Below are 25,500 nucleotides of genomic sequence, written 5' to 3' on the forward strand. Positions count from 1 at the left end.
TGATGGTTCAATGCCTGTTGTGGCTAGTTGGTTTACACGCACAGCAACAGGGCTGGGATAAGCATTTTCAGGCCAATACCATTGGGCATCGAACGGTACTCTCAACGATTCGCTTGGGATTGGAGGTACTCAGGCGGCCTGATTATCAAATCACGGAGAAAGAATTGCTGGCGGCCTGGGTATTATTCGCCAATCAGTTGCTCAAATATGGCTATGCTATGGCTGATTTATGAGGGGATCCTTCAGTGCATGGCACCATGTTGCGCCGATTTGGAAAGCGATTGCCGCTAAGGTTGATACCAAAACTGGGCTACCTATCGAACGCTTCGAGCCGGGTAATCCAGTGACAGAAGGCGAGCCATGCACGACTTATATTGGCCCCGCGGGTGCTGGCCATTATGTGAAAATGGTGCACAACGGTATCGAATACGCTGATATGCAGTTGATTTGCGAAGCGTATCAAATGCTGCATGACGGTTTAGGCATGAGTGCATCGGAAGTGGGCGATGTGTTTGAACGCTGGAACAAAGGCAGTTTAAACAGCTATTTGATGGGGATCAGTGCCGAAGTATTAAAACAGGTCGATCCATTAACGGGTAAACCGCTGGTGGAAATGATCTTAGATAAAGCGGGCCAAAAAGGCACGGGTTTGTGGACGGCCGTGAGCAGTTTACAAATTGGCTGTCCGGCGCCGACGATTGCTGAAGCTGTGTATGCGCGCGCCATAAGTACCCAAAAATCCTTACGTCTACAACTCAGCCAGAAATTGGCTGGGCCAAATGCACCTGTTATCGATGACGCACAAAAAGCACTGTTGATTGAAGCCCTTGAAAGCGCGTTATATTGCGCGAAAGTGTGTTGTTACGCCCAAGGCTTCCAGTTGATGGCGATGACGGCTCATGAACAAAAATGGCAGTTAGACTTTGCTGAAATTGCAAAAATTTGGCGTGCGGGTTGTATTATTCGCGCGACTTTCTTGCAATCAATCACTCAAGCCTATGAAGACAAATCTGATCTTAGCAATCTGTTGATGGCGGACAGTTTTGCGTCTGCCTTGTCTGAAAAGCAAGGCCTATGGCGCACTGCGGTAGCGACTGCGGTAATGCAAGGTATTCCAGCGCCGTGTATTAGCTCAGCACTGGCATATTACGACAGTTACCGCTGCGAAACATTACCAGCGAACTTACTCCAAGGTCAGCGTGACTTTTTCGGCTCTCATACCTTTGAGCGTATCGATACCCCAGCAGGCGAGAAATATCACTTAGATTGGAGCGCTAAAGAGCGCACCTTAGCTAAGGTTTAGTCTAAGGTTCTGCCCACTAACAAAATGAAAAACGCCCCTTATCAAGGGGCGTTTTTTTATGGTCGATGATTTTATAACGGCTTATGACTTTTTGACTTCAATTCATTTTAAGTCACTAAGTTAAATCTTAAGCTTGAATTCCTAAGTATTCAGCTCAGATGAAAAGGCGATCAGCTTTTGCCAGAGTGCTTGGGCGACAGGGCCTAAAGGTGAGTGGGGTTTTCGCATCACATAGTAATCGAGTTGAATGTTGTTTTGCCTTTCACGCAGATCCAGTGCAATCAACGCGCCCTGTTTGAGTGAATCTACAATCATATAGTGCGGCAGCTTGCCCCAGCCCATACCACTTTGAATAAGCATTTTTTTAGTGTAAAAATCATTAACATACCAACGTCGTTGCCCCGCCTGTACCCCAAACTCAATATTCGCAGTGCCTGAGCCTGTATCTTGGATCACGATTTGGTATTCATTAACGAGCTCTCGTGCGTAGGTCAGTGTCGGATGACGCTCAAGCATGCGCGGCGCGGCAACATCGAGAAGGCTACCGGAAAAAAGATAGGCTAATTCTAAATGGCTCGAACGTATGGGCTCAATTCCGCCTGCGGAGATGATGATTTCAGCTTTATCTTGATTCAGCGCTTCGAGTGCACCAGTTAAAAACTCTTGTTTGAGAATAATTTGGGTATAGGGAAACTCATTTTGAGTCAGCTCTAAAATCGGCAAAATTCGAGCGAGATTGAAAGAGGCTTCAAAAGCTAAGGTGATGCTTGCTTCGTTACCTTTGGCTAAATGCTTCGCTACTTGCTTCATTTCTTGCGCTTCATTCAGTACCCGCAGGGTATGTTGCAGCAGTTTTCGACCTTGCTCAGTGATGGCGAGTCGATAACCTTCGCGATTAAACAGTATAAGATCGAGTTGGGATTCTAACTGTTTGATACTTTGGCTAATGGCGGGTTGGGTTTTATGTAGCTTGTCACTAGCAGCTTTGAGTGAGCCCGCCTCAGCCACGGTTTTAAACATCAGCAGTTGGTCTAAGGTCACTGGGATTGCTCGCAAGTCATAAATTATTAGTTTATGAGATATTAGATTTTATTCCATATTTATTTATCTTTTATCGGCTCATAATCGATTCCATTCTCGCTCGTCGTCTGCGAATTTATGCCCAAGACTGACGGCAAATATCACGTTTAATGGGGTGTGTGCGATGCGATTTTCAAACTTATGTGATACTAAGGGTTCAAGTATCAATGGCTTAGTTGAAGAGGTTGATACACAGAAGTTATTCCTTTGTGCCAATACACTCAATCGCGCCGCTGCAACCGTCACATTGGCGATGAGCATAGTGTTTTTCATCTCGGGATTTGCCAAGTTATTTGGCGTGTCTATGTTCCATGTTCCGTTCACATTAATGAATCTTCCCACTGGTTTTGGTTATTTTATTGGTTTGATGGAAGTGATTGGTGCCCTTGGGTTGTGTCTACGTGACTACCGAGTGCTATCGGCGAGCGGTTTACTGGCGATTATGATGGGGGCGATTTATTTCCACTTTAACTATGAAGCGCCGATTAATGCACTGCCGGCATTGAGCTTATCGGCAGGACTCTTTCTGATTATTAAACTCGATGAAATTATTGAGCGTTTAGTGCGATTTCAGCGGCAGTTGGTGCAGAGTCGTTCCGCATTTTAAGCATGCATTGAAGTGTTGTGTAGAACAGTGAGTTAAGTGAGAAATGCTGAGTTTAAAGCCAGTAGTACAGATATAAGTTAATCAACACGAGAGGATTATGATGCAAGTTAACGCGAGTCGTATGCCTGTGCTATTTGTGCCCCATGGTGGTGGCCCTATGCCTTTGCTCAATGATGTTAATCATAGGGAGTTGCGTGCATTTTTAACTTCAGTAACAGCGCCAATGCCAACTCCGAAGGCGATTGTGTTGATCACTGCCCATTGGGAAGAATCTGTGGTGGCTTTGTCGAGTAGCCCAAAGCCAAGTATTTTGTATGATTACTATGGATTTCCACCTGAGGCTTATCAGCTGACATATCCTGCACCCGGTGAGCCAGAATTAGCCGTACAGATTGCGAATATGCTCGCGGATAAGGGCATCGCCGCCCGCTTAGATAGCGAACGCGCATTTGATCACGGTACCTTTGTACCACTTAAGTTAATGTATCCTGAGGCGAATATTCCTGTGGTGCAGATGTCGTTAGTCCACAGCCTCGATCCTAAAACCCATATAGCGATTGGGGAGGCTTTAGCGCCGCTGCGGGACCAAGGGGTGTTGATCGTGGGGTCTGGCATGTCGTTTCACAATATGCGGGCTTTTTTCTCAAGCGATCTCACAGTGCAAAGCCGCAGTGCAGAATTTGATCATTGGTTGACGCAAACTTTAACGGCAAGTGTTAGTTTTGCCGAGGTAAAAACAGCATTAACTCATTGGCAATCAGCCCCTGAAGCGCGTTTCAGTCATCCGCGGGAAGAGCATTTATTACCGCTACATGTGTGTTTTGGTGCAGGCCATAATGGTTCATCCCATGCCGAACGCAACTTTAATGGTATTTTGTTAAACACTTTGATCTCTGGTTATATTTGGCAATAAATGGGGGTAGGATTTCCCTCGTCGATAATAAGCCAAATTGAAGTCGTGCAGCATCCAATAAAAAAGGTTCGTATCTATCGAAGATATGAACCTTTTTATATTCAGCATTGAGCTGTGGTGTAGCATTAGCTTAGCGGATTTACTCTTATGCGGTAAAAACTAAACCCACGCTAAACAAGGTACTGAAAATCATGGTTAACTTAGCTGTGCGGCCGAGTAACGGATTTAAGGCTTCACCAGAAACCGCATAAAAATCGCTACTGAGTTTACGGGCAATAAGCAGAGATAATCCCGCAAGTAGTACTGGTAAACCGGGTAGAATACCGAATAAAAAGCCAGCGATGACTAGGCCAAAGGGCAAATAGATTAAGGCTTGATAAAGCACTTTTGCCTGAGCTTCGCCGATACGTACCGCTAGAGTATGCTTGCCCGCTTGGGTGTCGGTACGGATGTCGCGAGTGTTATTCACCAACATAATCGCAGCGTTAAATAAGCCAATTGCACAGCCTAATAACCAAGCATTAATAGTCGTATCGCCTGCCTGCAAATAATAACTGCCCACCACTGCAACTAAGCCAAAAAAGACAAATGCCGCTACTTCACCGAGCCCATGGGAGGCGAGGGGATAGGGGCCACCACTGTAGCCAAGAGCACCTAAAATAGCGGCTGCGGCGAGAATGGCGATGGGCCAGCCTCCGTGCCAAATCAGATATGATCCCACGGCAAGCGCCATTAAGAGACAAAATATCATGGCATTGCGAACGCTTGTTGGTGAAATTAACCCACTTTGAGTCACGCGAACGGGCCCTAAGCGCTCGTCTGTATCTATGCCGTTTTTAAAATCAAAATAGTCGTTAGCGAGGTTGACGGCGATTTGTAATAAGACAGCACACAACATTGAAGTGGCAGCGATTAACCAGCTGTAACTCTCAAGATGCAGGGCGAGAATGTTGCCTATCAGTAGGGGACCTATGGCCGCGGGTAGCGTACGGGGTCTTATTGCTAAAATCCAAGGATTCATGGCGTCCAGTCATTATTGGTAAATGGGAATGGTACCGAGCAAGGGCTCAATTAGCGCATAGCATAACAAGATTTAACACGAAAGTGAGCACTATCTAATAAACGCATTTAACAGAGTTTGAATTGGCGCACATATGTTCACTGATGCAGGATGAGATTTGTCGTTAAGTTCAAAGAAAATCAAAAAAGTCTGTGTTTCCATAGTTAATGTTGATGGAGGCTTTGTGCTGTCCATGACATAGGCGTAACGCTAAATACTCTGTTTAGTAGATAGCATAGGCGGTTGTTACCCTATGCTCGTTATTTTTTGCCGCTACAACAATGCCGATAAGGACATATTTGGATGCGTTTTGACAATAAGGTGGCATTAGTCACTGGGGCTGCGGCTGGGTTAGGTCGAGCGTATGCCATCATGTTGGCTGAACGGGGGGCAAAAGTGATACTCGTCGACCAGCCGTTATCGTCTTATGAGTCAATTTCCACCGACGGCGCTCAGACGAGCCAAGCCAACTTAGAATTAATGCAGACCTATTGCAGCATTATTAAACTTGGTGGAGATTGCATTTATTTTGTGCTTGATGTGAGTCAGCGAAATGAAGTGAACTGCATGATCGAAGAGGTGATCCTACGCTGGCATCGCATTGATATCTTGATTAATAACGCGGGCGTTTATGGTGCTTGTCCCTTTGAGCACATTAAACTTGAGCAGTGGCAACGGCAATTGGATGTCGATCTCAATGGCAGCTTTTATCTCACTCAAGCTGTTTGGCCTTATATGCAACAACAGCATTTTGGCCGGATAATGATGACAACGGGAGCCTCGGCCTTGTTCGGTGACTTGCACCAAGTTGGTTTTAGTGCAAGCAAGATGGCGCTGGTCGGGATGGTGAATAGCTTATCATTAGAAGGTGAAATTCATAATATTCGAGTCAATAGTTTATGCCCTCAGGCCGTAACCGCGATGACGGCCAAACATTTAGCGAGTGCGATTCAGCCGCTATTTTCCTTTGAATCATTAACTGCTACTACGGCTTTCTTGGTGAGTGAACAGGCGCCAAATGGTCAACATCTACTCGCCGGAGCGGGCAGTGTTAGCCACGGCATGTTTGTCGAGTTTCAGCCTATGTATTTTAATGAAGGTCTTTTTACGCCAGATAACCTCGCGCAGCAGTGGCCACAGTTACACCAATCCTTCCCCGTGACTTTGCACTCCTGTGGAGAGGATAAGGTTTTGTCTTGGTCTAAGTTAAGTGCGCTAGAACATCACATTAAAATCGATTGATTCATCATGCTTGTATTTGAACTAAGCCTGCATCTATAGCGATTTAAATGCAGTAAGTGGCTCAATAAAGCCGTAAATGCTAACCACAATAAATAACATAGATAATCCAGCGTGCCTCGTTTAATTCCTCACCGTTGGAGTGATGATTTGATTGTGAATAATCGATAGAAGACTGGTCAGCTTAAGGCTAACTGAGTTACCCTTTAAGATTAATTGCTAATTACGCAGTAGGATCCCATGAGTCAGGTATTAGACGATCTTTTATCATTACTTTCCCTTGAGCAAATTGAAATTGGCCTCTTTCGTGGTCAAAGCCAAGATCTGGGTTTTGGGCATGTGTTTGGTGGTCAAGTGATGGGCCAAGCACTGAGCGCCGCAAAACAGACTGTAGCTGCTGAGCGTAAGATCCATTCATTACATTCTTACTTTTTACGTGCAGGTGACGAGAAGTTGCCGATTGTTTATGAAGTGGAAAATATGCGTGATGGCGGTAGTTTTAGCGCTCGTCGGGTTAGTGCAATTCAAAAAGGTCGCCCCATTTTTCATATGACCTGCTCCTTCCAAGAACCTGAGGAAGGCTTTAGTCATCAAGCCGCTATGCCGCAAGTGCCCGGACCTGAAGGTTTGTTGAATCAGCAGGAATTGGCGCTGACGATGCGGGATAAAGTACCGCCGAGCATACTTGAAAAGTTTATGGCCGATGCGCCAATTGAGATGCGATTGGTCAATCCACTGCACCCTTTTGCGCCTAAAGAAACCGAGCCGTACCGTTATGTTTGGATGAGGGCTAATGGTCCTATGCCAAATGATGCCCATATCCATGAATATTTACTCGCCTATGCCTCAGACTTTAACTTTTTAGTCACGGCAGCTCAGCCCCACGGTGTATCCTTCTTAAGTCCTGGGGTACGAATGGCGACGATCGACCATGCGATGTGGTTCCACCGCCCGATTAATATGGGAGAGTGGTTGCTTTACAGTATCGATAGCCCTAATGCTAGCGGTGGCAGAGGTTACGTCAGAGGGCAGTTTTTCAATCAACAAGGCGAGTTAGTGGCTTCTTCTACCCAAGAAGGCCTGATACGCATGGTAAAAGGACGTTAGTATGTATCTGAAAATAAAATCGTTTATATTGTTCTCTCTCATGGCTGTCTTGCTCAATGGCTGTGTGACTGTAACACCTGATCAACCGATTATCATCAATGGCGCCGCTGGCTATCTAGAGAAGATCCCATTACCTCAAGGCTGCCAAATCATTATTGCCATTATTGATTTGAATACTCCAGGTGTCGTCGTCGCACAAAAAACCTTCAATATCGCCAGAGCACCTGTGCCATTTAAATTTACACTGCCCGCTAAATCGATCGATAAAAGTATCCAATATGGGGTGGTGGCGATGATCAAGTTTCAAGACCAAGTGATTTTCCAAACCTATGACAGGTTCCCAGTTATCAATAATGATAAGTTCACGACAGAAGTGCTAATGAAAGCGGTTATGGCGAATTAACCACTGGCCATAACTGCAATAATATTGTTTTTATATTGATGAAGATTTAGCCCTTTCAATTCGATATTGAAAGGGCTTTTTTGTGGTCAATAATCCGCTTGCTATGCTGTAAATGTGAGATTAAGTATTAATTTGTTCTATACAGGATTAAGAATATTAATGCATAAGTTAGTTAATTTTTATAAGGGGTATCATTTTGTAAAATATTATACAAATACAAAATGCATACAATTTGTTAATTTAACGTTTCTTTTTTTGTGCTCTATTATTTCAATTTATGGTGTTTTGTGTTTATTTTGTAACTAATGATATTTATAAAAAAGAGTATTTATTTACGGGGATTTATTCTGTTTAACCTAATGCTATTTTTGAGCCGACACTTAAAGGTTAATTTTAACGCTATGATTTAATGTTTATTATTTGTTTTTATCGACTTTATACTACGACTTATCGTTGGGACATAAAACAGTCTGATAAAGGTTCTATGGATTTATTTTAACAAGGTATGAGGTTGTTCATCATTTACTGAATTGCGTTCTGTTAATTTGCTGTTTTAATTTGTATCATCGCGTGTTACAAATTGTCGCGATAAAACTCAGTGATCATCATCACAGTAAATTGAATGGTTATTCATAAAAAATGTCAGTTACGGGTGATGTTTTTGGTTGTCGCAGCGTTTTCATGCCACCCAAACCTGAGTTTTATAAATCATACAACTTATAAGAATTAGGGAAGTTACAATGAAAACTAAAATAGCATTAGCAGTGTCTATGGCACTGTTATCGTCGGCGGCAAATGCACAAACCGTATTATCACCTACGGGTGAAACCTTGCAGTTAGATATTCCAAGTGAATTACAAGTCACTTCATTACGCGGTAACGCTGCCGGAGCTGAGGTTAAGTTTGTACCAGAAGCAGATTTAGGTGAGGGTGAATATACTTATATCGTTCGTTTACGCGATAGTTCGGTTGCTAATTACCAAGGAACTATTCCAGGATTGAAAGCGACTAGTTCACAAAGAGTGCAGGTAAACGGTACTTCAAAAGTTGCTGTGAACGGCAAACTTGATGCTTCTAAAGCTGAAGTCAAAAGTTATGTTAGTTATTTGAAAGTAAAACAGAACCGATTTTTAGCTAACGCGAGTGCTGCTATTGGCACCAATCTGCAACCATTAACGACATATCAGTATGCGTTAAACGGTATGGCGGTTCGCATGACTCAAGCTCAAGCGAAGAAAATGGCTGAGTTACCTGAGGTTGCGTTTGTTGAGCGCGAGCGCATGGAGCAAATGGAAACCGATGTCAGTCAAGCGCTTATCGGTTCTCCTAATGTATGGGATGGCAGTGCGACGGGCACGAAAGCCATGGGGGAAGGCGTGATCGTCGGTATTATCGACTCAGGTATTAACTCAGATCATGCTTCATTCGCTGATGTTGGCCAAGATGGCTATGACCACACAAACCCATTAGGTCAAGGCATCTATATTGGTGATTGTAAAACTGATTTCGCGAGCATGTGTAATGACAAGTTGATTGGAGTTCGCAGTTACTCTGAGATAACAAATAACTACGACGATGCAAAAGTGTTTGGTGACACCCCTCCAGCTAAAAATGGTGAGGATTACGGTGGGCATGGTACTCACGTTGCGAGTACCGCAGCAGGTAACATCCTAGTGAATGTGCCTTATGTGCAAGGTGAAACAGGTAAGTTAGAAAGCGATGGCATTGCGACAGGCCTTGAATTTAAACAAATCTCAGGTGTTGCACCACATGCAAACATTATAGCTTATCAAATTTGTAATCCGGGTAATGCGGGCGACACTTATTCTGGCTGCCCGACCGCACCGATTTTAAAAGCCTTAGATGATGCGATTAAAGATGGCGTCGATGTGCTGAACTTTTCTATCAGTGGCGGTGGAAACCCGTGGAATAGTGCGACGGAACAAGGCTTTTTAGCCGCGCGTAATGCGGGGATTTTTGCTGCAGTGGCTGCGGGTAACACACGTGCCGCGACAAACACGAGCCCTGCGATTAATCAAATACCTTACTCTACGCCTAAAAATGCACCTTGGTATACTTCGGTCGCTAACTCGACTCATCACCGTGACATAGTACGCGCCGTGGAATTTAATGGTAAAAACTATCATTACACTGCTGGTTCTGGTCCGGTTCAAACTGAAGTGCTCAAAGGTGTTCCCCTTTATGCTGGCGCAATTGATGCGACCAATTTTGAAGCCTGTAAACCGTTCCCAGCAGATGCCTTTAAAGACAAGATCGCCGTTTTAAGACGCGGTGTTTGCTCATTCGATATCAAAGTGGCCGCAGCAATGGAAGCTGGCGCTAAGGGTGTGATTGTTTTCAATAGAGATGGTGAAAATAATGCGCGTCTGACTATGTCGGGGCTGGATAAATTGAATATTCCAGCGGTATTTATTGGTGATATTGATGGCTTAGAATTGATTGCTGCTATGGCGGCAAATCCTGCTCTTGAAATCACGCTGTCTCCAACCCCTAAAGTTGCCAGTAAAGAAGCGGATGTTTTATCTGCCAGTTCATTGATTGGACCTAACCTGACTAACGATGTACTCGTACCCTATGTCGCTGCACCGGGCAGTGACATCTACGCTGCTTATTCCGACCAACAGTTTGGCCATGATGAGACAGGTACAGATCCTGCTGATTTCACTTTGATGTCAGGTACTTCAATGGCGAGTCCTCACGTTGCAGGTGCTGGTGCGTTACTTAAATCGCTGCATAAGGATTGGACGCCAGACAACATTCGTTCTGCGCTAATGATGACGGCAACGACAGCCCAAGCCATGAAAAAAGCCGATGGTAAAACCGTTGCGGATCCGTTCGACGTAGGAGCCGGTCGTATTCGTGTTGATTTAGCGGCAAAAACGGGCTTAGTGATGGATGAAAGTGCCTTAAACTACGAGATTGCTAACCCTACAACAGGTGGCGATCCACGTAAGCTAAACATTCCAAGCATGGCTGATTCACGTTGTATTGATACTTGTACTTGGACACGTATTGTTACTGCAACGGCTGATGGTAGCTGGACTGCAAAAGGCGTTTCCGCAACGGATAAATTCGCGTTAACTGTGACGCCAGAAAGCTTTAATCTCAAAAAAGGTGAAAGCCAAACGATTACAGTGACTGCGAATGTGACTGACGTCGGTGCAAGTTGGGGCTTTGGTAACTTAGTATTAACGTCCGATACTTTCCCAACGGCTAATATGCCGATCGTAGCTAAGATAGCTAAACGCGATTTACCTGCTTTGGTTAATGTTTCAGCCTCACGTGATGCAGATGAACGTAATTTGGCGCACTTGAAAGCGATTGATCTACCGGGTGTTGCGGCGACAGTGACTGCACTTAAATTAAGCGCTACTTATGAATCAAGTGTGAAACAGGATTCAAATACTGGTAGTGCATTTGATGATTTGGCCGATGGCGTAAAAGTATTTAGCTTTAATGTTGAAGATAAAGCTTTATATTTCAATGCATCAATCGGTAATACAACCTCTCCTGACTTAGACATGTTTGTGATACTCGATAAGAAAGACGGTAGCAAGCTTTCTATCGCGGCATCTTCTGCGTTTGGCGGTTCAAAGGAAAGTGTATCCATTAAGAACCCAGTGAAGGGTGAGTATATTGTTGTTGTACAAAACTATCAGGCATCTGCAGCCGATGCGGATGATGCCTTTAGTTTGAAACAAGTAACCTTATACGATGAAGCGGGTGATAACTTAACTGCAAATCTTACGGGTGATCATAAAGATTTCAATGTCAACTTAGCATGGAAACAAGCGATGCTAGTGGGAGATGCTGGCATAGCTATGCTGACGCTGACCACCACTGATGACAAAGTCGCACCTGTTAAAATTCCGGTCGTATTTGAGCGCGTTAGTGATGACGTATTACCTCCTCTAGGCAGTACTGTTTCTGGTGAATTAACACCTGGCACCGCTAAAGTGATGAAAACACGTATTGAAGCGAACAAAACGCAAGAAACCCGTGTTTACACCCTAGAGGCGTTATTACCAGAAGGTCATGAAGTGGCTAATATTAGCCATCAAGGTGCGCAAGTGGGCAATAAGATCACTTGGACTATCGAAATGGCTTCTGCTGCTGCGGCATTAGATGTCACCTTTGACTTAGTGCCACGTAAGGCGAGTCAAGGCAACATAGTGGCATTGACCAACAAAGTGAATAACGACTCGGCTGAAATCTTAAAGCAGGAGTATCAATTTGATGTTCCAGAAGTGGCGCCAGTCGCTGTGATTGAAGCTCCTGCCACTGTCCAAGAAGGTAAACCTTTGTTCATCGATGCGAGTAAGTCGTCGGATGCCAACAATGATCCTTTGACCTACAAATGGACTCAGTTAGGGGGCACCAGCTTTAACTTTGACGCTAATGCGGCCAAGCTTAATCTCGTCGCACCAAACGTGAGTGGCTCTGCTCAGACGGTTTCATTCCAACTGACAGTATCTGATAACCACGGCAATAAAGATTCAAGTGTTGTGTCTGTATCTGTGACTGAAACACCAGCCAAGAAAGATGATGGTGGTGCCTTAGGTTGGTTAAGCTTGTTGTTGCTACCTTTTGCTTTTGGTCGTCGTAAACAAGGCTAAACCCTCAGAGTAAAATCGGAAGGTTTAATGGTAAGAGAGAAGGGCTGATATTGATATCAGCCCTTTTTGTATTTGCTGGTTTGTGTTAGCGATTTGACATTAAAAAATCGACAAAGGCGCGGTCTGCTTGGCTGACGGGGCGCTGCTTTTTCCATGCAATATGGAGGTTTAAAAATACCGGTGGATCGAAGGGTTTGGCTAAAATGTCATCTTTTGAGCTTATCGCCATCTCAAGTACACTGGTGATCCCAAATCCTTGGGAAACAATCTGTTTAATCAGATTAATCAAATTGGTCTCGAAGGCAATATTGGGCTTTTTGCCTAATTCTTTGGCTTGAGAGAGTATCCACTCTCGGTGGAAATAACCTGTTTTGAACATCACTAATTCATGGTCGAAAAAGTCATGTAGACTCACAGCGCTATGTTCCGCTAAAGGGTGTTCGGCACCCATAGCGATCACCATTTGCTCACGGATCAACAACTGACTATCAAATTCGGGCTGTAGGTCTTGGGCGGTAATGATCGCAATATCCACTTCTTCCTGTTGCAACATGCGCAGTGCATCCCGTGTCCCGCCTTCAAACAGTGATAGTTTCAATTCGGGGTATTTATGCCGAAAAGCCATTAAGCGCGAGGGGAGATAGAAAGAACCCAGCATGCCCGGCACGGCAATGCGGACCTCTCCCGAGGTGAGATTGGCCATGGCACGGATTTGCGCTTCGGCCTGCTTAACTTGTTTTAGGATCAAAGTGGCGTGTTGATGCAGGACTATACCTTCGGCCGTGAGTGTGAGCAGTTTATCATTCTTGTTGCTCGTACGATTGACTAAGGTGACGCCGAGTGCGACCTCTAAGCGTTTAATACTTTGGCTTAACGCGGGCTGAGCCATATTCAGTTTCTTGGCTGCGGCGGTAAAGCTGCCGGTATTGGCAAGGGCATCTAAATGTTTGAGTTGGCGAATATCCATTAATCGGGCTCGTACTATTTTATCAGTGGCAAGATGTGTACTTTTGGCGCACTATTTCTATAACAAAAATCAATGATTACGATAGATATTATCTATTATTGTTATGTTATGCCCAGTGATAATCTTTGTCTATCCTATGAGTGATACTTGGTCGAGGCTCCCGTGCAAGCCGTATTAGATACTATGATTGACAATAAACAGCGTGACACCCGATTGATGTGGGCGCTCTGCGTCGCTTCAGTGGTGGTCTATATCAACTTGTATTTAATGCAAGGCATGTTGCCGCTGATTGCGGAACATTTTGCGGTATCAGGCTCTAAAGCAACCTTGATCCTGTCGGTGACCAGTTTTTCCTTAGCCTTTTCATTGCTCTTGTATGCGGTACTGTCAGATCGTATCGGTCGACACACTCCAATCATTGTCAGCTTGTGGTTATTGGCATTGTCTAACTTACTATTAATTTGGGCACCGGATTTTAATGGGTTAGTGCTAGTACGATTGCTACAAGGTGCATTACTCGCTGCCGTACCTGCGATTGCCATGGCGTACTTTAAGGAGCAATTATCACCAAGCACTATGCTGAAAGCCGCAGGCATTTATATTATGGCGAACAGTATTGGCGGGATTGTTGGACGTCTGCTCGGTGGTTTAATGTCGCAGTTTTTATCTTGGCAAGAATCTATGTGGTTGCTGTTTCTAGTGACGTTAGCGGGGGTGGCTTTAGTGAACTATTTGCTGCCTTCACTTGCCGATGCGCAGTCGATGTCACCCAGTAACACTGAGCCTTCCTTATCAAAACGCGCCCGTTTAGCGCAAGATCTTCATGGCTTTAGTCATCATCTCACCGATGCGCAAATGCGTTTGGTCTACGCAATTGGCGGCTTGACCTTTATGATGATGGTGAATCAATTTAGCTTTATTCAACTGCATTTGATGGCTCCACCCTATGAATGGAGTCGTTTCCAAGCCACCTTGATTTTTCTGTGTTATTCCAGCGGGACTATTGCGTCGTATTTCACTGCGAAATGGCTCGCCAAATTTGGTCAACATAAGTTGTATCAGTGGTCTTGGTGCGTGATGTTGCTCGGCAGTTTACTGACCCTGTTTGATACGACCTTAACCATCAGCTTAGGTTTTTTAATGACCGCCTGTGGGTTCTTCCTTACCCACAGTTGCTGTAATTCCTTTGTTGCAATGCGGGCCAGTCGTGATCGAGCTAAGGCGACGTCACTCTATTTATGTTGTTATTACTTAGGTGCTGCGATTGGCGGCCCTTATTTGATGATGTTTTGGCATGAGGCGCAGTGGCGCGGTGTGGTGATGGGATCGTTAACCTTATTAGCCTTGATCGCCTTAGCAATCACCCGTTTGCATTACCATCAAACTCATGTCAAACGGGCGTTAGTCTAAAGCTTAAATATGTCCTTTAGTCATCGGAATTAATGTATTGTTTGCGGTCTAAATCGTATTTACGCATTTTGTCGTAGAGGGTTTTGCGGGGCAGTTCTAGCTGCTCCATGGTCTGCTTAATACTGCCCTTGTTGTGGCTAAGTGCTTCTTCAATCAGTACCCGTTCAAAAAACTCTACCCTTTGTAGCAGGGACATACTCGAGTGCAGGCTTGGAGTATTGCCTAACGTGCCAGCAAAGGCGGCTTCTCCGCCCAGTAGCACAAAGCGTTCGGCGAGATTACGTAACTCACGCACATTGCCTGGCCAGTCGTGGGAAGTAAGTATCGCGTTTTGCTCCGCATTTAAGGCAATAAGCGCTTTGTGATAGCGTGCCGATGCGACGCGGGCAAAGTGTAAAAAGAGTAACGGAATATCTTCACGGCGATCTCTCAGGGGAGGGATGGGCACAGTCACCAGATTTAAGCGATACAACAAGTCTTGGCGAAATTCCCCGGTGTCACACAGACCTTTTAAATCGACTTTTGTAGCCGCTATCACGCGAATATCTAAGTTGATGCTCTTGTTAGAACCTAAACGTTCAACCTTACGATCTTCAAGCACTCGCAGCAGTTTTACTTGCAGCGACAGTGGCGTACTCTCAATTTCATCTAAAAATAACGTGCCACCATTGGCATATTCAAATTTGCCAATGCGCATCTTATCGACACCAGTAAAGGCCCCCGCTTCGGCGCCAAAGAGTTCACTTTCAATCAGGTTTTCGGGGATTGCACCACAGTTGATGGCGACAAAGTTGGCTTGGTTGCGGCTGCTGTGGTCGTGTAAATAGCGGGCGACAAGTTCTTTACCTGTACCTGTTTCGCCTTCAATTAACACATCCGCAGGCGTATCTATCACTTGCGTTATGATGTGGCGCATACGGTTGATGCCGACACTGTTGCCCAAAATACGAGGGCCCGGTACGCTTTGGCTTTCGAGATCCTTTTTAAGCTTGCGGTTCTCTAAGGTTAGACTGCGTTTTTCTAAGGCGCGTTTAACCACATCGAGTATATGTTCGTTATTAAAGGGTTTTTCAAGAAAGTCGTAGGCGCCTTGTTTTAAGGCATTGACTGCCATGGCAATATCACCAAAACCAGTGAGTAGGACGACGGGGAGATCGGGATCTTGCAGACGGATTTGTTGCATTAAGCTGATGCCGTCTAATTGTGGCATGTTGACATCCGATATCACCATTCCCGCCCAATCTTTATGCAGCAACTTAGCGATACCTTTGGGTTCTGTGGTGGCGAGCGCCTTAATGCCCTCCAGTTCAAATAGTTGAACGAGAACTGTGCCTATGTGCGGCTCATCGTCGATGATGAGAACAGAATAATCTTGAATTGAATTGGGCACACTCATAAAACTAACGTTCCTCGAGCAAGTAAATAGGTAAAATAATCTGGAAAATAGCGCCACCTTCTTCGGCATTGGCAACGTTAATTTGGCCTTGCATGGATTCGATAATACGTTGTGAAATCGATAAGCCTAGCCCCAATCCGTGCCGTTCGTTGGTGGTAAAGTAGGGTTCGAAGATTTTCTCCATTTGGCTTTCACGCACACCAGGGCCCGAATCTTGGATACTGATGCAAAACTTATCTTCACTGGTCACGCGGATAACCAATTGGCGTTTAACCGATTGTTGCATAGCGACAATGGCGTTGCTCATAATGTTGACAAACACTTGTTGTAATCTAACCTTATCCCCCCAAACCTGATAGTTGCCGTTGGGTAATTGCACATCGAGTTCAACACCCTGTTTATCAATTGCAGGTTGAACTATGGTCAGGGCTTGCTTGATACAGCGGCCAATATCGGTTGCGCTATCAGCGCCTTGGCTCTTGCGGGTAAAGCTTTTAAATTGCCCAACAATATCGGCTAATCTGTCGGTAAGTTCAATAATAATCTTGATATTATCCAGTGCCTTATCTTGCATATCACGGGCGAGAAAAGTTTGGGTATTTTGGGCATAGCTGCGAAGTGCCGCGAGTGGTTGATTGAGTTCATGGTTAATACTGGCGGATAAACTGCCTATTACTGTCAGTTTTGCCGCTTGAATGAGTTCATCTTGAGTATCTTTGAGCTGATTGTTGGCCTGCTGTAAGTCCTGAGTGCGTTCTTCAACTCGCTGTTCTAAAAGGCTTTGCGCTAGTTGCATTCGGTGTAGATTGCGACGGCGCTCGGCGTTAAATAGGATGCTGAGTGCCAGCAAAAGATAAATACTAGCTGACAGTAACATCAGCGCGGGCAAAGAGGTCAGTAAAGGTTTGATTGGCGCTAAGATGTGTACTCGCCAGCCTGCCTTAGCCATTGATTGGTGGATGTCCATGTATTGTTCATGGTCTGTACCCGTTTGCAGTTGGTAGAGCATAGCTTGACTACCACTTTCATAGGGCGGCTTCATCAACAACTCTCCTATGGGACGTTCTGCATAGCGTTTAGAGGCATTAAGGGCATATTGCTTGGCTTGGGTAAGCGGGGTTAATGACTTTAACCGCCATTCATCGATACTGGAAATAAAGACGATATCTTCAGGATCACTGATAAGGAACTGATACTGCCCCGCAATTGCGATACTGGTACTTTGTTGCTCTATGTCGGCAATGTTAACTTTGACTATGATGGCCCCAAGTATGCCTTTACCACCTTGTTGATAAATAGGGTAAGAGAAATAAAATCCGCGCTTATCTGAGCTGGTACCCACTGCGTAATAACGGCCTAGATTGCCCGAGATAGCATCTGTGTAATAGGGTCTAAAGGAGTAGTCCTTGCCAATAAAGGAAAAACTTTGTTGCCAGTTACTGGCGGCAATGGCGATACCTAAGGCATCAATCAGATAGATATCGGATGCTTCGGTGACATGCTGAATTTCTTCGAGATATAAATTAAGCTCTTGGACTTTATCAGGATTCTGCTGGTCGTTCAGGACATTGGCGAGCATTGGGTTAGTCGAGAGCACGTGGGGAATACTTTCGTAGCGCGATAGTGCACCATCGAGAAAACTGACTAATTCCTTTAGTTGTTTCTCCGATTGCTTTTGGATCTCGATTTTACCTTGATGCAAATGCACCCAGTAGGTCAGTTTGAGGGTTGCAAATAGGCCTGCAAGTAACACAACGGTCAGAAAGAGGCGTTTCTTGGCCTTAGGCGTCATGGGCAACATGGTGGTTATCCTGATAAAGCAACGGGATCAATAACGGATACTGCGCATAATAAAACAAAGCGAGCCTGACTAGGCTCGCTTAAAATCTATCTGTAATCAAGGGGTAATCTCACAACCTTGAATTGCAGACTAATATCCACGCATCGAATCCAACCATTCAGGTAAGAAGAGTGAAATCTGTGGTACGTAAGTAATCAGGGCTAAGAAGGCTAGCATCACGAGTAACCAAGGCAGAACCGACTGAATCACCCAACCAATACTGCGCCCCGTGATCCCCGCGGTGACAAAGAGATTGAGTCCCACCGGCGGCGTTAGCATACCGATCTCCATGTTCACGACCATTATGATACCTAAGTGGATAGGATCTATGCCTAATTGCGTTGCAATAGGGAACAGAATTGGCGCCATAATGAGTACAATCGCCGATGGCTCCATAAAGTTACCGGCAGCAAGCAACAGTAAGTTAACGATGATCAGGAATCCCCAGGCGGGTAAACCCATGCTAACAATATACTCAGCAATAATGTGAGGGATACGTTCTGTGGTTAATACATGCGCAAATAGCATAGCGTTAGCTATGATAAACAGCAGCATGATACTGACCTTGGCACCATCGCGCACAACATGACGTATGTCTTTGTCGATAGGCGTTTTAATCAGTCCTAAGAACATATGGCCTAAGTTACGCGCAGTTGCTTTGGCTAAGTTTTCACCTTGATTACGCCATGCCACGTCTTTTAATGGCCCGATATCACGGTAGCCAAATACCGCAATAAGGTAAGCATAGACACAAGCCACAGCTGATGCTTCGGTTGGGCTAGCGACGCCACCATAGATAGAGCCTAATACGATAAAGATGAGTGCTAATCCACCCATTGCCTTGGCACTTGAAATCCCCAGTTGTTTAACGCCAGGAAAAGGACGTGAGGGCAAGTTTTTAAAGCGGGCAACGATATAAATGACGATCATCAATATAAATCCCATCATTAAACCTGGGATTAAGCCTGCCATAAACATTTTTGCAGCCGACACTTCAGTTGCTGCGGCATACACTAACATGACGATTGAAGGTGGGATCAAAATCCCGAGAGTTCCAGAGGTCGTGATCACGCCTGCAGCAAATTTTTCGGGATAACCTGCTTTTACCATGCCGACTATGACGATAGAACCAATTGCCGCAACAGTCGCAGGAGATGATCCAGAAACCGCAGCAAACAGCATACACGCCATAACGGATGCCATTGCTAATCCACCACGGACATGTCCAATACTGTCCATGGCAAAATCGATAATCCGTCTAGCGACACCACCCGTTGATAGGAAGGCGGATGACAGAATAAAGAAGGGGATAGCGAGTAAAGTGTAATGCTCTGATGAAGACTCATACAGCTTGAGTGCAACTGAAGCTAAGGAGTCATTCGAGAACAATAAAATCGTCAGCATGCTGGAAAAACCTAATGCGATAGCGATAGGCATACCGAGAAACATACATACGAATAGGGCGGTAAATAGGGTTGCAATAGCCATTATTTAGCCTCCTTTTGGTCAGAGACTGGATCTACTTTAGCGTTTTTAGCGCTCTCATCGATTAAATGCATACTTTCTTTCGCTTCATCGGCAAATTGGAAGCCTGAGACTTGGTCACGCAGAATGGCGATAAAGAGTTCGACGAAACGCCAAGTCAACATAAAAAAGCCAATGATTAAAATACTTTGAGATAACCAAATCGGTATTGCGCCATCTTCAATATCGATTTTTAAAGTGTTCCAAGCAAAATCTGGATCGAGGCTTTTTAATATAAATTGTGGGAAATGTATGTCTTCCATAGGCAAACCGATTTGATACATTTGGCTTAAGTAATCCCAACTGCCTTTTAAAAAGAGTCCGCAATAGACGATACAAACAAAGGCGGTAATAAGAGATACTATCTTTTTAGCCTTTGGCGCTAAATTTTTAACAAACGCATCGACACCAATATGGGCACCGACTTTAACCCCATAGGACATACCAAATAACACAAACCAACCGCAAAAGGTTAATGTAAGTTCTTGGATCCAAAGAAAACCCGTGTTGAAGAAGAAGCGAGCGACGACTTCTGAAAACACTAACAGCGTCATCAGAGTGATCAATAAATTGAGCACACCTTCTTCAACATAACCAAATATTCGCGATATCACAGCCATAATCCCCTCGCTGAAATGGCCGCCTAAGCTCGGTTGAGCTTAGGCGACTATCATCATTATTATTTATTTGCAGCTACAGCAGCATCAATCACATCTTTACCTATTTGATCTTCAAACTTAGCCCAAACAGGTTTCATTACCTCAACCCATTTTTGACGTTCAGCAGGAGACAGAGTCACTAACTGTGAACGTTTAGAATCAAGGATTAACTGTTTGTCTTCATTGTCTTTTTCAGCAGCAATCTTGTTACCTAATGCGATAGATTCGTCTAAAGCTTCTTTGATGATCTTACGTTTGTCAGCAGGTAGACCTTTCCAGAAAGTGTCAGAGGTCACGACCATATAGTCGAGAACACCGTGATTACTTTCAGTGATTTGGCTTTGCACTTCATAGAACTTTTGTGAATAAGTATTTGACCAAGTGTTTTCTTGACCATCGATAGCGCGGGTTTGAAGTAGGGTAAATACTTCAGAGAAAGGTTTTTTCACAGGGATTGCACCAACAGCATCAAACTGGGCTGCTAGAACATCAGATGCCATAACGCGGAATTTTAAGCCTTTTGCATCAGCAGGATTTTTAAGTGGTGTGTTAGATGAGAACTGTTTCATACCATTGTGTAAATAACCCAGACCGACAATCCCTTTACGGCTCATGGAGTTCAGTAATGTTTGACCAGCTTCACCTTGTTGGAAACGGTTCACGGCATCCATATCATTGAATAGGAAAGGTAAATCGAATATTTGTAGACGTTTAGTGTAACGCTCAAACTTTGAGAGTGAAGGCGCGACAAATTGTACGTCGTTTAACAGCAGTGCCGCTAGTTCGTTGTTATCCCCAAATAACTGTGAGCTAGGAAATACACTGACTTTGTATTCACCTGGTAAACGTTGTTCAACGAGTTCTTTAAATTTAAGTGCCATTTGGCCTTTAGGTGTGTTTTCTGCCACTACGTGTGAAAACTTAATTTCAATCGGTTCTGCAAATACGTTAAAACTGGTCGCAAATACGGAGGCAACAGCGAGCATTTTGACTAAGGTTTTGAGTGGACGGGTCAATCCAGTTTGTTGATTCAATATCATCTTGAGTTCCTTTTTCTGTTGTTAGGATTTGTCCTCAGTCTTGGTTAGTTTGTTACCAAGTTTGAGTAGGAATACAGCCTTGATTTCCCTGAGGTCTGTCTTACTAAAGGCAAATACCACGCCAACTTACACTGGCTTCTGTAAGTGTTTGGTTACTAAAGTGTAGTTCATTTGATGTTTGTCACACTTTTAGTTTGGTGGGTGAGATCTCGCTCACAGTGATTTTGTGTTTGGGTGGAAACCCACCCATAGTGAAGATCGGCCCCAAATTGACGGCTCTTGTCGTTGCAGATAAATTAAACAAACTTAGTTATTTTTAGATCAAAAAAAGCCGTAAAAGTATGCGATATAACGACAAATATTGTGGTGGGTTGCTTTAGGAGAAGAAGTGTAGGTGAGATGTGAAGTCTATGGAGGTTAAGTCGATAGCTATCGTAGTCAATCAAGACACAATTCATTTGATGCTGTTAGTCATCCTCTAAAAGAATACGTTTAAGGATAGCATCGCTAGGTAACAAGGCTAAATGGCCTTGTTCATCAAAGTACCAACCGGTAATAAAGCCTTTTTGGCGCATGCTGACGAGATTATGCATGACTTCCCGCGCTTCTTTTAGAGCCGTTTGCTCATCGCAGGCGTGGGTATGCTTTAAATAAGTGGCGATATTGGCAAGAGAAGCGGATTGACTGACGCTGGCCATAATGTTGATCTCCAAAAATGCTAAAGCAGAATGAAATCAGGCTGAGTGTCGATAGTCTTAGTATTTAACGAAATATAAAATGCCGAACAGCATAATTTATCACTCGCTGATTGAGATCAAGCATAGTTGAGTGAGCACGTGGGTAAAGTTTATTGGGGGAGAAATATGGTGGTCGCTACTGGGCTCGAACCAGTGACCCCCTCCTTGTAAGGGAGGTGCTCTCCCAGCTGAGCTAAGCGACCTGGGATATAACGTGTGTATTGCAGAATATGGTGGTCGCTACTGGGCTCGAACCAGTGACCCCCTCCTTGTAAGGGAGGTGCTCTCCCAGCTGAGCTAAGCGACCTGGGATATAACATGTGTATTGCAGAATGTGGTGGTCGCTACTGGGCTCGAACCAGTGACCCCCTCCTTGTAAGGGAGGTGCTCTCCCAGCTGAGCTAAGCGACCTGGGCATTCTTAAACTACACAATTTTTAAGTCATTCTTCACTAAAGAATGGTGGTCGCTACTGGGCTCGAACCAGTGACCCCCTCCTTGTAAGGGAGGTGCTCTCCCAGCTGAGCTAAGCGACCTGGGAATGACTTTTACACATTAATACATCAAGTTATATGGTGGTCGCTACTGGGCTCGAACCAGTGACCCCCTCCTTGTAAGGGAGGTGCTCTCCCAGCTGAGCTAAGCGACCTGGGATATAACGTTTTGTATGCCATAATTTCTTTGTAGAAAATATGGTGGTCGATACTGGGCTCGAACCAGTGACCCCCTCCTTGTAAGGGAGGTGCTCTCCCAGCTGAGCTAATCGACCTCGCTGTGTGGAGCCGTATTATAGGGAGGTTCGATCTAGTGTCAACGCTTTTTAGTGAAAAAAGCATTGGTCGCGCTATTTTTGTCCACATTGGCTTAATGCTAATCACGCCGCCGATCAAAGTGTTATTTAATTCGCCAGTCAATGGTACGTAATTTGGACGCTCGCGATTAAATACGAGTTGAACTCATCCCATTCACCTGACTTTTTTGTGGTAAAAGTGCTGAGGAAGTGAGTGATTTATAAAAATTAGCGCACTAACAGCATGAGTGCATTGATAGTGTATAGATGCGCGTGTTCGATGGCGCAGATATTTATAGTCGAAGGAATATAGGTGTAGAGATTTAGGGGTTGGAATATAAAGCCTGAAAAATCTTCTCAAGTGTTAGCATTCATCAATGGTGGTGATAGCAATAGTGCCACCTTTATATATCGCTTTATATTGGCTTCCCTATAAAAGGGAGGGATTCGCGACACGATTTAACCAGATAAGTGATACTGTGAAGCTTGTCCCATTTGCAGCGCCTGCTTTGACTGTTAGAATAAGCCCACTTTTTTTATCGTGATTGTCTTTATCTAGACGACTTTATATAGGTTAGTGTCCCATTATGACAACTAAGACGCGTTTTGCCCCTAGTCCTACCGGTTTCTTGCATGTTGGTGGTGCCCGTACTGCACTTTATTCTTGGTTACAAGCCCGTGCCAATAACGGTGAGTTTGTATTACGTATTGAAGACACTGATATTGAGCGTTCGACTCAAGCCGCTTGCGATGCGATTTTAGAAGGCATGAACTGGCTAGGTTTGACATGGGACGAGGGCCCATATTACCAAACTAAGCGTTTTGACCGTTATAACGAAATCATTGCTCAAATGTTAGAAAAGGGCACAGCGTATAAATGTTACTGTTCACGTGAGCGAATCGATGCCTTAAGAGAATCACAGGCCGCTAACGGTGAAGCACAAAAGTATGATGGTTGCTGTCGCGACTTACCCGCTCGCGAGACTGATGAACCATTTGTGGTGCGTTTTAAAAATCCAATCGGTGGTTCAGTGGTATTTGATGACCATGTTCGTGGTCGGATTGAATTTTCTAACGATGCATTAGATGACTTGATCATCGCCCGTACCGACGGCGTGCCAACTTATAACTTCTGTGTGGTGGTTGACGATTGGGATATGGGGATCACTTGTGTGGTGCGTGGTGAAGATCATATCAACAATACCCCGCGTCAAATCAACATTCTTAAAGCATTAGGGGCGCCGATCCCAGAATATGCACACGTATCTATGATTCTAGGTGATGACGGCGCTAAGTTGTCCAAGCGCCATGGCGCTGTTAGCGTAATGCAGTACCGTGACGATGGCTATTTACCAGAAGCACTGCTGAACTATTTAGTGCGTTTAGGTTGGTCACATGGCGACCAAGAGATTTTCTCATTAGAAGAAATGAAGCAATTCTTTAAGTTGAGTGACATCAACAAAGCCGCTTCTGCTTTTAATACCGATAAACTGGTGTGGTTGAACCAACATTATATAAAGAGCCTAGATCCAGAATATGTGGCAACACACTTACAATGGCACATGGACGATCAAAAAATTGATCTGTCAAATGGCCCAGCATTAGCAGAAGTGGTCACTGCATTAGCTGAGCGCGCTAAGACTCTAAAAGAGTTAGCTGCATCTAGCCGCTATTTCTATGAAGACTTTGCTGAGTTTGATGAAGCACAGGCGAAAAAGCATTTACGCGGTGTTGCGTTAGAGCCATTGCAACTGGTGCAACAGAAATTATCGGCATTAACTGAGTGGACAGCTGAAGCTATTCATCAGGCAATTGAAGATACTGCGACTGAATTAGATGTGGGTATGGGTAAGGTCGGTATGCCTTTACGTGTTGCAGTAACAGGGGCAGGGCAGTCTCCAGGCCTAGATATCACACTATTTTTAATTGGAAGAAGCCGTTCTGAGCAAAGAATATCCAAAGCGATTGAATTTGTAGCAGATAGAATAAATTCCTAAAAAAACGAGTTGACACTTTTAGGTGCGCTGCATAGAATGCGCCACGCAGTTGAGACACAGTCGAGCAAATGCTTGCAGTGCACTTAAATGTAGTTCGATAGGTTTGGGGTTATAGCTCAGCTGGGAGAGCGCTTGCATGGCATGCAAGAGGTCCACGGTTCGATCCCGTGTAGCTCCACCAAACTTACCGTAGATGTTAAACGGGAACCTTTTCTAGCGAAAAGCTCAAATTAATATGTCCGGGGTCCCCTTCGTCTAGAGGCCTAGGACACCGCCCTTTCACGGCGGTAACAGGGGTTCGAATCCCCTAGGGGATACCAAATATTGGTTCCTAGCAAATAACTAACGTGTTGTTTGGTAAGAACAAAATATAAATTTCTGCTGATACATATACTGCTAAAGTTAGCTGTGTTGACAAAAATTTGGGGCTATAGCTCAGCTGGGAGAGCGCTTGCATGGCATGCAAGAGGTCCACGGTTCGATCCCGTGTAGCTCCACCAATTTACTGCCTTATTAAGTAGAAACGAAAGTTTAAATTAATATGTCCGGGTCCCCTTCGTCTAGAGGCCTAGGACACCGCCCTTTCACGGCGGTAACAGGGGTTCGAATCCCCTAGGGGATACCACATTTTGGTTCCTAGCAAATAACTAACGTGTTGTTTGGTAAGAACAAGGCATTTGCTTCCTAGCCTACTGAAGTGAATGTGTTAAAAAGCTCGGTTACGAGTTAAAACATAAGTCCGGGTCCCCTTCGTCTAGAGGCCTAGGACACCGCCCTTTCACGGCGGTAACA

At 44.7% G+C, this 25,500-nt stretch carries 17 protein-coding genes, 10 tRNA genes and 2 pseudogenes; 14 read left to right on the top strand and 15 right to left on the bottom strand.

The genetic code is table 11. The annotated features are described in order from the left end of the window. Together L5M49_RS22325 and gndA are read left to right on the top strand one after the other, a co-directional pair. A pseudogene (locus L5M49_RS22325) lies at positions 1 to 233 on the top strand (IS4 family transposase); the annotation flags it as partial. Between the two features lie 2 nt (positions 234 to 235). Further along, positions 236 to 1,303 (top strand): annotated as a pseudogene (gene gndA / locus L5M49_RS22330) (NADP-dependent phosphogluconate dehydrogenase); the annotation flags it as partial. A gap of 141 nt (positions 1,304 to 1,444) precedes the next feature. On the opposite strand, the gene L5M49_RS22335 reads toward gndA, so the two are convergent. Beyond that, entirely contained in the window at positions 1,445 to 2,344 is a 900-nt protein-coding gene (locus L5M49_RS22335) for a LysR family transcriptional regulator (protein ID WP_173497695.1), read from the bottom strand. 163 nt (positions 2,345 to 2,507) lie between these two features. On the opposite strand from L5M49_RS22335, the gene L5M49_RS22340 reads away from it, so the two are divergent. Further along, positions 2,508 to 2,990 carry a DoxX family protein gene (locus L5M49_RS22340; protein WP_263266850.1) on the top strand — a complete coding sequence of 161 codons (483 nt, stop codon included), beginning with the start codon at positions 2,508 to 2,510 and terminating at the stop codon, positions 2,988 to 2,990. A gap of 97 nt (positions 2,991 to 3,087) precedes the next feature. Further along, on the top strand, positions 3,088 to 3,903 hold the full coding sequence (locus tag L5M49_RS22345) for a DODA-type extradiol aromatic ring-opening family dioxygenase (RefSeq protein WP_219253331.1): 816 nt from the start codon (positions 3,088 to 3,090) through the stop codon (positions 3,901 to 3,903). Positions 3,904 to 4,048: 145 nt separating this feature from the next. Here the strand turns inward: L5M49_RS22345 and L5M49_RS22350 are convergent, their stop codons facing one another. Next, entirely contained in the window at positions 4,049 to 4,924 is an 876-nt protein-coding gene (locus tag L5M49_RS22350; protein WP_028761099.1) for a 1,4-dihydroxy-2-naphthoate polyprenyltransferase, read from the bottom strand. Positions 4,925 to 5,266: 342 nt separating this feature from the next. Between L5M49_RS22350 and L5M49_RS22355 the strand changes: the two genes are divergently transcribed. The 4 genes from L5M49_RS22355 (at position 5,267) to L5M49_RS22370 (ending at position 12,349) form a co-directional block, all read left to right on the top strand. After that, positions 5,267 to 6,205, top strand: coding sequence for an SDR family NAD(P)-dependent oxidoreductase (locus L5M49_RS22355; protein ID WP_263266851.1), 939 nt, complete (start codon positions 5,267 to 5,269; stop codon positions 6,203 to 6,205). A gap of 237 nt (positions 6,206 to 6,442) precedes the next feature. Then, on the top strand, positions 6,443 to 7,309 hold the full coding sequence (gene tesB / locus L5M49_RS22360; RefSeq protein ID WP_028761097.1) for an acyl-CoA thioesterase II: 867 nt from the start codon (positions 6,443 to 6,445) through the stop codon (positions 7,307 to 7,309). Between the two features lies 1 nt (position 7,310). Further along, positions 7,311 to 7,712 (top strand): YbaY family lipoprotein, encoded by a 402-nt coding sequence (locus L5M49_RS22365; RefSeq protein WP_263255396.1) that lies wholly within the window; start codon positions 7,311 to 7,313, stop codon positions 7,710 to 7,712. 740 nt (positions 7,713 to 8,452) lie between these two features. Beyond that, entirely contained in the window at positions 8,453 to 12,349 is a 3,897-nt protein-coding gene (locus tag L5M49_RS22370) for a S8 family serine peptidase (protein WP_263266852.1), read from the top strand. A gap of 85 nt (positions 12,350 to 12,434) precedes the next feature. On the opposite strand, the gene L5M49_RS22375 is transcribed toward L5M49_RS22370, so the two are convergent. Further along, positions 12,435 to 13,316 (bottom strand): LysR family transcriptional regulator, encoded by an 882-nt coding sequence (locus L5M49_RS22375; protein ID WP_028761094.1) that lies wholly within the window; start codon positions 13,314 to 13,316, stop codon positions 12,435 to 12,437. 162 nt (positions 13,317 to 13,478) lie between these two features. Between L5M49_RS22375 and L5M49_RS22380 the strand changes: the two genes are divergently transcribed. Then, complete coding sequence (locus L5M49_RS22380; RefSeq protein ID WP_219234031.1) at positions 13,479 to 14,726, top strand: MFS transporter; 1,248 nt, start codon at positions 13,479 to 13,481, stop codon at positions 14,724 to 14,726. Positions 14,727 to 14,742: 16 nt separating this feature from the next. On the opposite strand, the gene L5M49_RS22385 is transcribed toward L5M49_RS22380, so the two are convergent. The 12 genes from L5M49_RS22385 to L5M49_RS22440 form a co-directional block, all read right to left on the bottom strand. Further along, the gene (locus tag L5M49_RS22385; protein ID WP_263266853.1) at positions 14,743 to 16,122 is read right to left on the bottom strand and encodes a sigma-54-dependent transcriptional regulator; all 1,380 of its coding nucleotides are present in this window, start codon (positions 16,120 to 16,122) and stop codon (positions 14,743 to 14,745) included. A gap of 4 nt (positions 16,123 to 16,126) precedes the next feature. Beyond that, entirely contained in the window at positions 16,127 to 17,923 is a 1,797-nt protein-coding gene (locus tag L5M49_RS22390; RefSeq protein WP_028761091.1) for an ATP-binding protein, read from the bottom strand. A 129-nt stretch (positions 17,924 to 18,052) separates the two neighbouring features. Further along, the gene (locus L5M49_RS22395; protein WP_028761090.1) at positions 18,053 to 19,450 is read right to left on the bottom strand and encodes a TRAP transporter large permease; all 1,398 of its coding nucleotides are present in this window, start codon (positions 19,448 to 19,450) and stop codon (positions 18,053 to 18,055) included. Continuing rightward, on the bottom strand, positions 19,450 to 20,106 hold the full coding sequence (locus L5M49_RS22400) for a TRAP transporter small permease (protein ID WP_181800891.1): 657 nt from the start codon (positions 20,104 to 20,106) through the stop codon (positions 19,450 to 19,452). Before L5M49_RS22400 ends, L5M49_RS22395 begins: the two co-directional genes overlap by 1 nt. Before the next feature lie 59 nt (positions 20,107 to 20,165). Beyond that, entirely contained in the window at positions 20,166 to 21,185 is a 1,020-nt protein-coding gene (locus L5M49_RS22405; RefSeq protein WP_113941003.1) for a TRAP transporter substrate-binding protein, read from the bottom strand. 467 nt (positions 21,186 to 21,652) lie between these two features. Then, positions 21,653 to 21,883 (bottom strand): hypothetical protein, encoded by a 231-nt coding sequence (locus tag L5M49_RS22410; protein ID WP_105252063.1) that lies wholly within the window; start codon positions 21,881 to 21,883, stop codon positions 21,653 to 21,655. 166 nt (positions 21,884 to 22,049) lie between these two features. Beyond that, a tRNA-Val gene (locus L5M49_RS22415) sits at positions 22,050 to 22,125 on the bottom strand. A 28-nt stretch (positions 22,126 to 22,153) separates the two neighbouring features. Then, positions 22,154 to 22,229 (bottom strand) — tRNA-Val (locus L5M49_RS22420). Positions 22,230 to 22,257: 28 nt separating this feature from the next. Beyond that, positions 22,258 to 22,333 (bottom strand) — tRNA-Val (locus tag L5M49_RS22425). Between the two features lie 48 nt (positions 22,334 to 22,381). Beyond that, positions 22,382 to 22,457 (bottom strand) — tRNA-Val (locus tag L5M49_RS22430). 37 nt (positions 22,458 to 22,494) lie between these two features. Continuing rightward, positions 22,495 to 22,570 (bottom strand) — tRNA-Val (locus L5M49_RS22435). Positions 22,571 to 22,614: 44 nt separating this feature from the next. After that, positions 22,615 to 22,690: transfer RNA gene (locus L5M49_RS22440), tRNA-Val, on the bottom strand. A gap of 608 nt (positions 22,691 to 23,298) precedes the next feature. Between L5M49_RS22440 and gltX the strand changes: the two genes are divergently transcribed. The 5 genes from gltX to L5M49_RS22465 all read left to right on the top strand — a co-directional run bounded on the left by gltX (position 23,299) and on the right by L5M49_RS22465 (position 25,333). Continuing rightward, a complete protein-coding gene (gltX, locus tag L5M49_RS22445; protein ID WP_105252064.1) occupies positions 23,299 to 24,708 on the top strand; it encodes a glutamate--tRNA ligase in 1,410 nt (469 codons plus the stop codon). Between the two features lie 105 nt (positions 24,709 to 24,813). Next, a tRNA-Ala gene (locus L5M49_RS22450) sits at positions 24,814 to 24,889 on the top strand. A gap of 63 nt (positions 24,890 to 24,952) precedes the next feature. Beyond that, a tRNA-Glu gene (locus L5M49_RS22455) sits at positions 24,953 to 25,028 on the top strand. Positions 25,029 to 25,132: 104 nt separating this feature from the next. Beyond that, positions 25,133 to 25,208: transfer RNA gene (locus tag L5M49_RS22460), tRNA-Ala, on the top strand. A gap of 49 nt (positions 25,209 to 25,257) precedes the next feature. Further along, positions 25,258 to 25,333 (top strand) — tRNA-Glu (locus tag L5M49_RS22465). Positions 25,334 to 25,500 lie beyond the last annotated feature (167 nt).

The organism is Shewanella sp. SM74, assembly GCF_025653725.1.
GTDB lineage: Bacteria > Pseudomonadota > Gammaproteobacteria > Enterobacterales > Shewanellaceae > Shewanella > Shewanella oncorhynchi.

What these genes read in the sequence shown, in the direction of transcription:
- L5M49_RS22340 (WP_263266850.1), top strand. Translation starts at nt 2,508, where the DNA reads ATGCGATTTTCAAACTTATGTGATACTAAGGGTTCAAGTATCAATGGC.
- L5M49_RS22345 (WP_219253331.1), top strand. Translation starts at nt 3,088, where the DNA reads ATGATGCAAGTTAACGCGAGTCGTATGCCTGTGCTATTTGTGCCCCAT.
- L5M49_RS22350 (WP_028761099.1), bottom strand. Translation starts at nt 4,924, where the DNA reads ATGAATCCTTGGATTTTAGCAATAAGACCCCGTACGCTACCCGCGGCC.
- L5M49_RS22355 (WP_263266851.1), top strand. Translation starts at nt 5,267, where the DNA reads ATGCGTTTTGACAATAAGGTGGCATTAGTCACTGGGGCTGCGGCTGGG.
- tesB (WP_028761097.1), top strand. Translation starts at nt 6,443, where the DNA reads ATGAGTCAGGTATTAGACGATCTTTTATCATTACTTTCCCTTGAGCAA.
- L5M49_RS22365 (WP_263255396.1), top strand. Translation starts at nt 7,311, where the DNA reads ATGTATCTGAAAATAAAATCGTTTATATTGTTCTCTCTCATGGCTGTC.
- L5M49_RS22370 (WP_263266852.1), top strand. Translation starts at nt 8,453, where the DNA reads ATGAAAACTAAAATAGCATTAGCAGTGTCTATGGCACTGTTATCGTCG.
- L5M49_RS22375 (WP_028761094.1), bottom strand. Translation starts at nt 13,316, where the DNA reads ATGGATATTCGCCAACTCAAACATTTAGATGCCCTTGCCAATACCGGC.
- L5M49_RS22385 (WP_263266853.1), bottom strand. Translation starts at nt 16,122, where the DNA reads ATGAGTGTGCCCAATTCAATTCAAGATTATTCTGTTCTCATCATCGAC.
- L5M49_RS22390 (WP_028761091.1), bottom strand. Translation starts at nt 17,923, where the DNA reads ATGTTGCCCATGACGCCTAAGGCCAAGAAACGCCTCTTTCTGACCGTT.
- L5M49_RS22395 (WP_028761090.1), bottom strand. Translation starts at nt 19,450, where the DNA reads ATGGCTATTGCAACCCTATTTACCGCCCTATTCGTATGTATGTTTCTC.
- L5M49_RS22400 (WP_181800891.1), bottom strand. Translation starts at nt 20,106, where the DNA reads ATGGCTGTGATATCGCGAATATTTGGTTATGTTGAAGAAGGTGTGCTC.
- L5M49_RS22405 (WP_113941003.1), bottom strand. Translation starts at nt 21,185, where the DNA reads ATGATATTGAATCAACAAACTGGATTGACCCGTCCACTCAAAACCTTA.
- L5M49_RS22410 (WP_105252063.1), bottom strand. Translation starts at nt 21,883, where the DNA reads ATGGCCAGCGTCAGTCAATCCGCTTCTCTTGCCAATATCGCCACTTAT.
- gltX (WP_105252064.1), top strand. Translation starts at nt 23,299, where the DNA reads ATGACAACTAAGACGCGTTTTGCCCCTAGTCCTACCGGTTTCTTGCAT.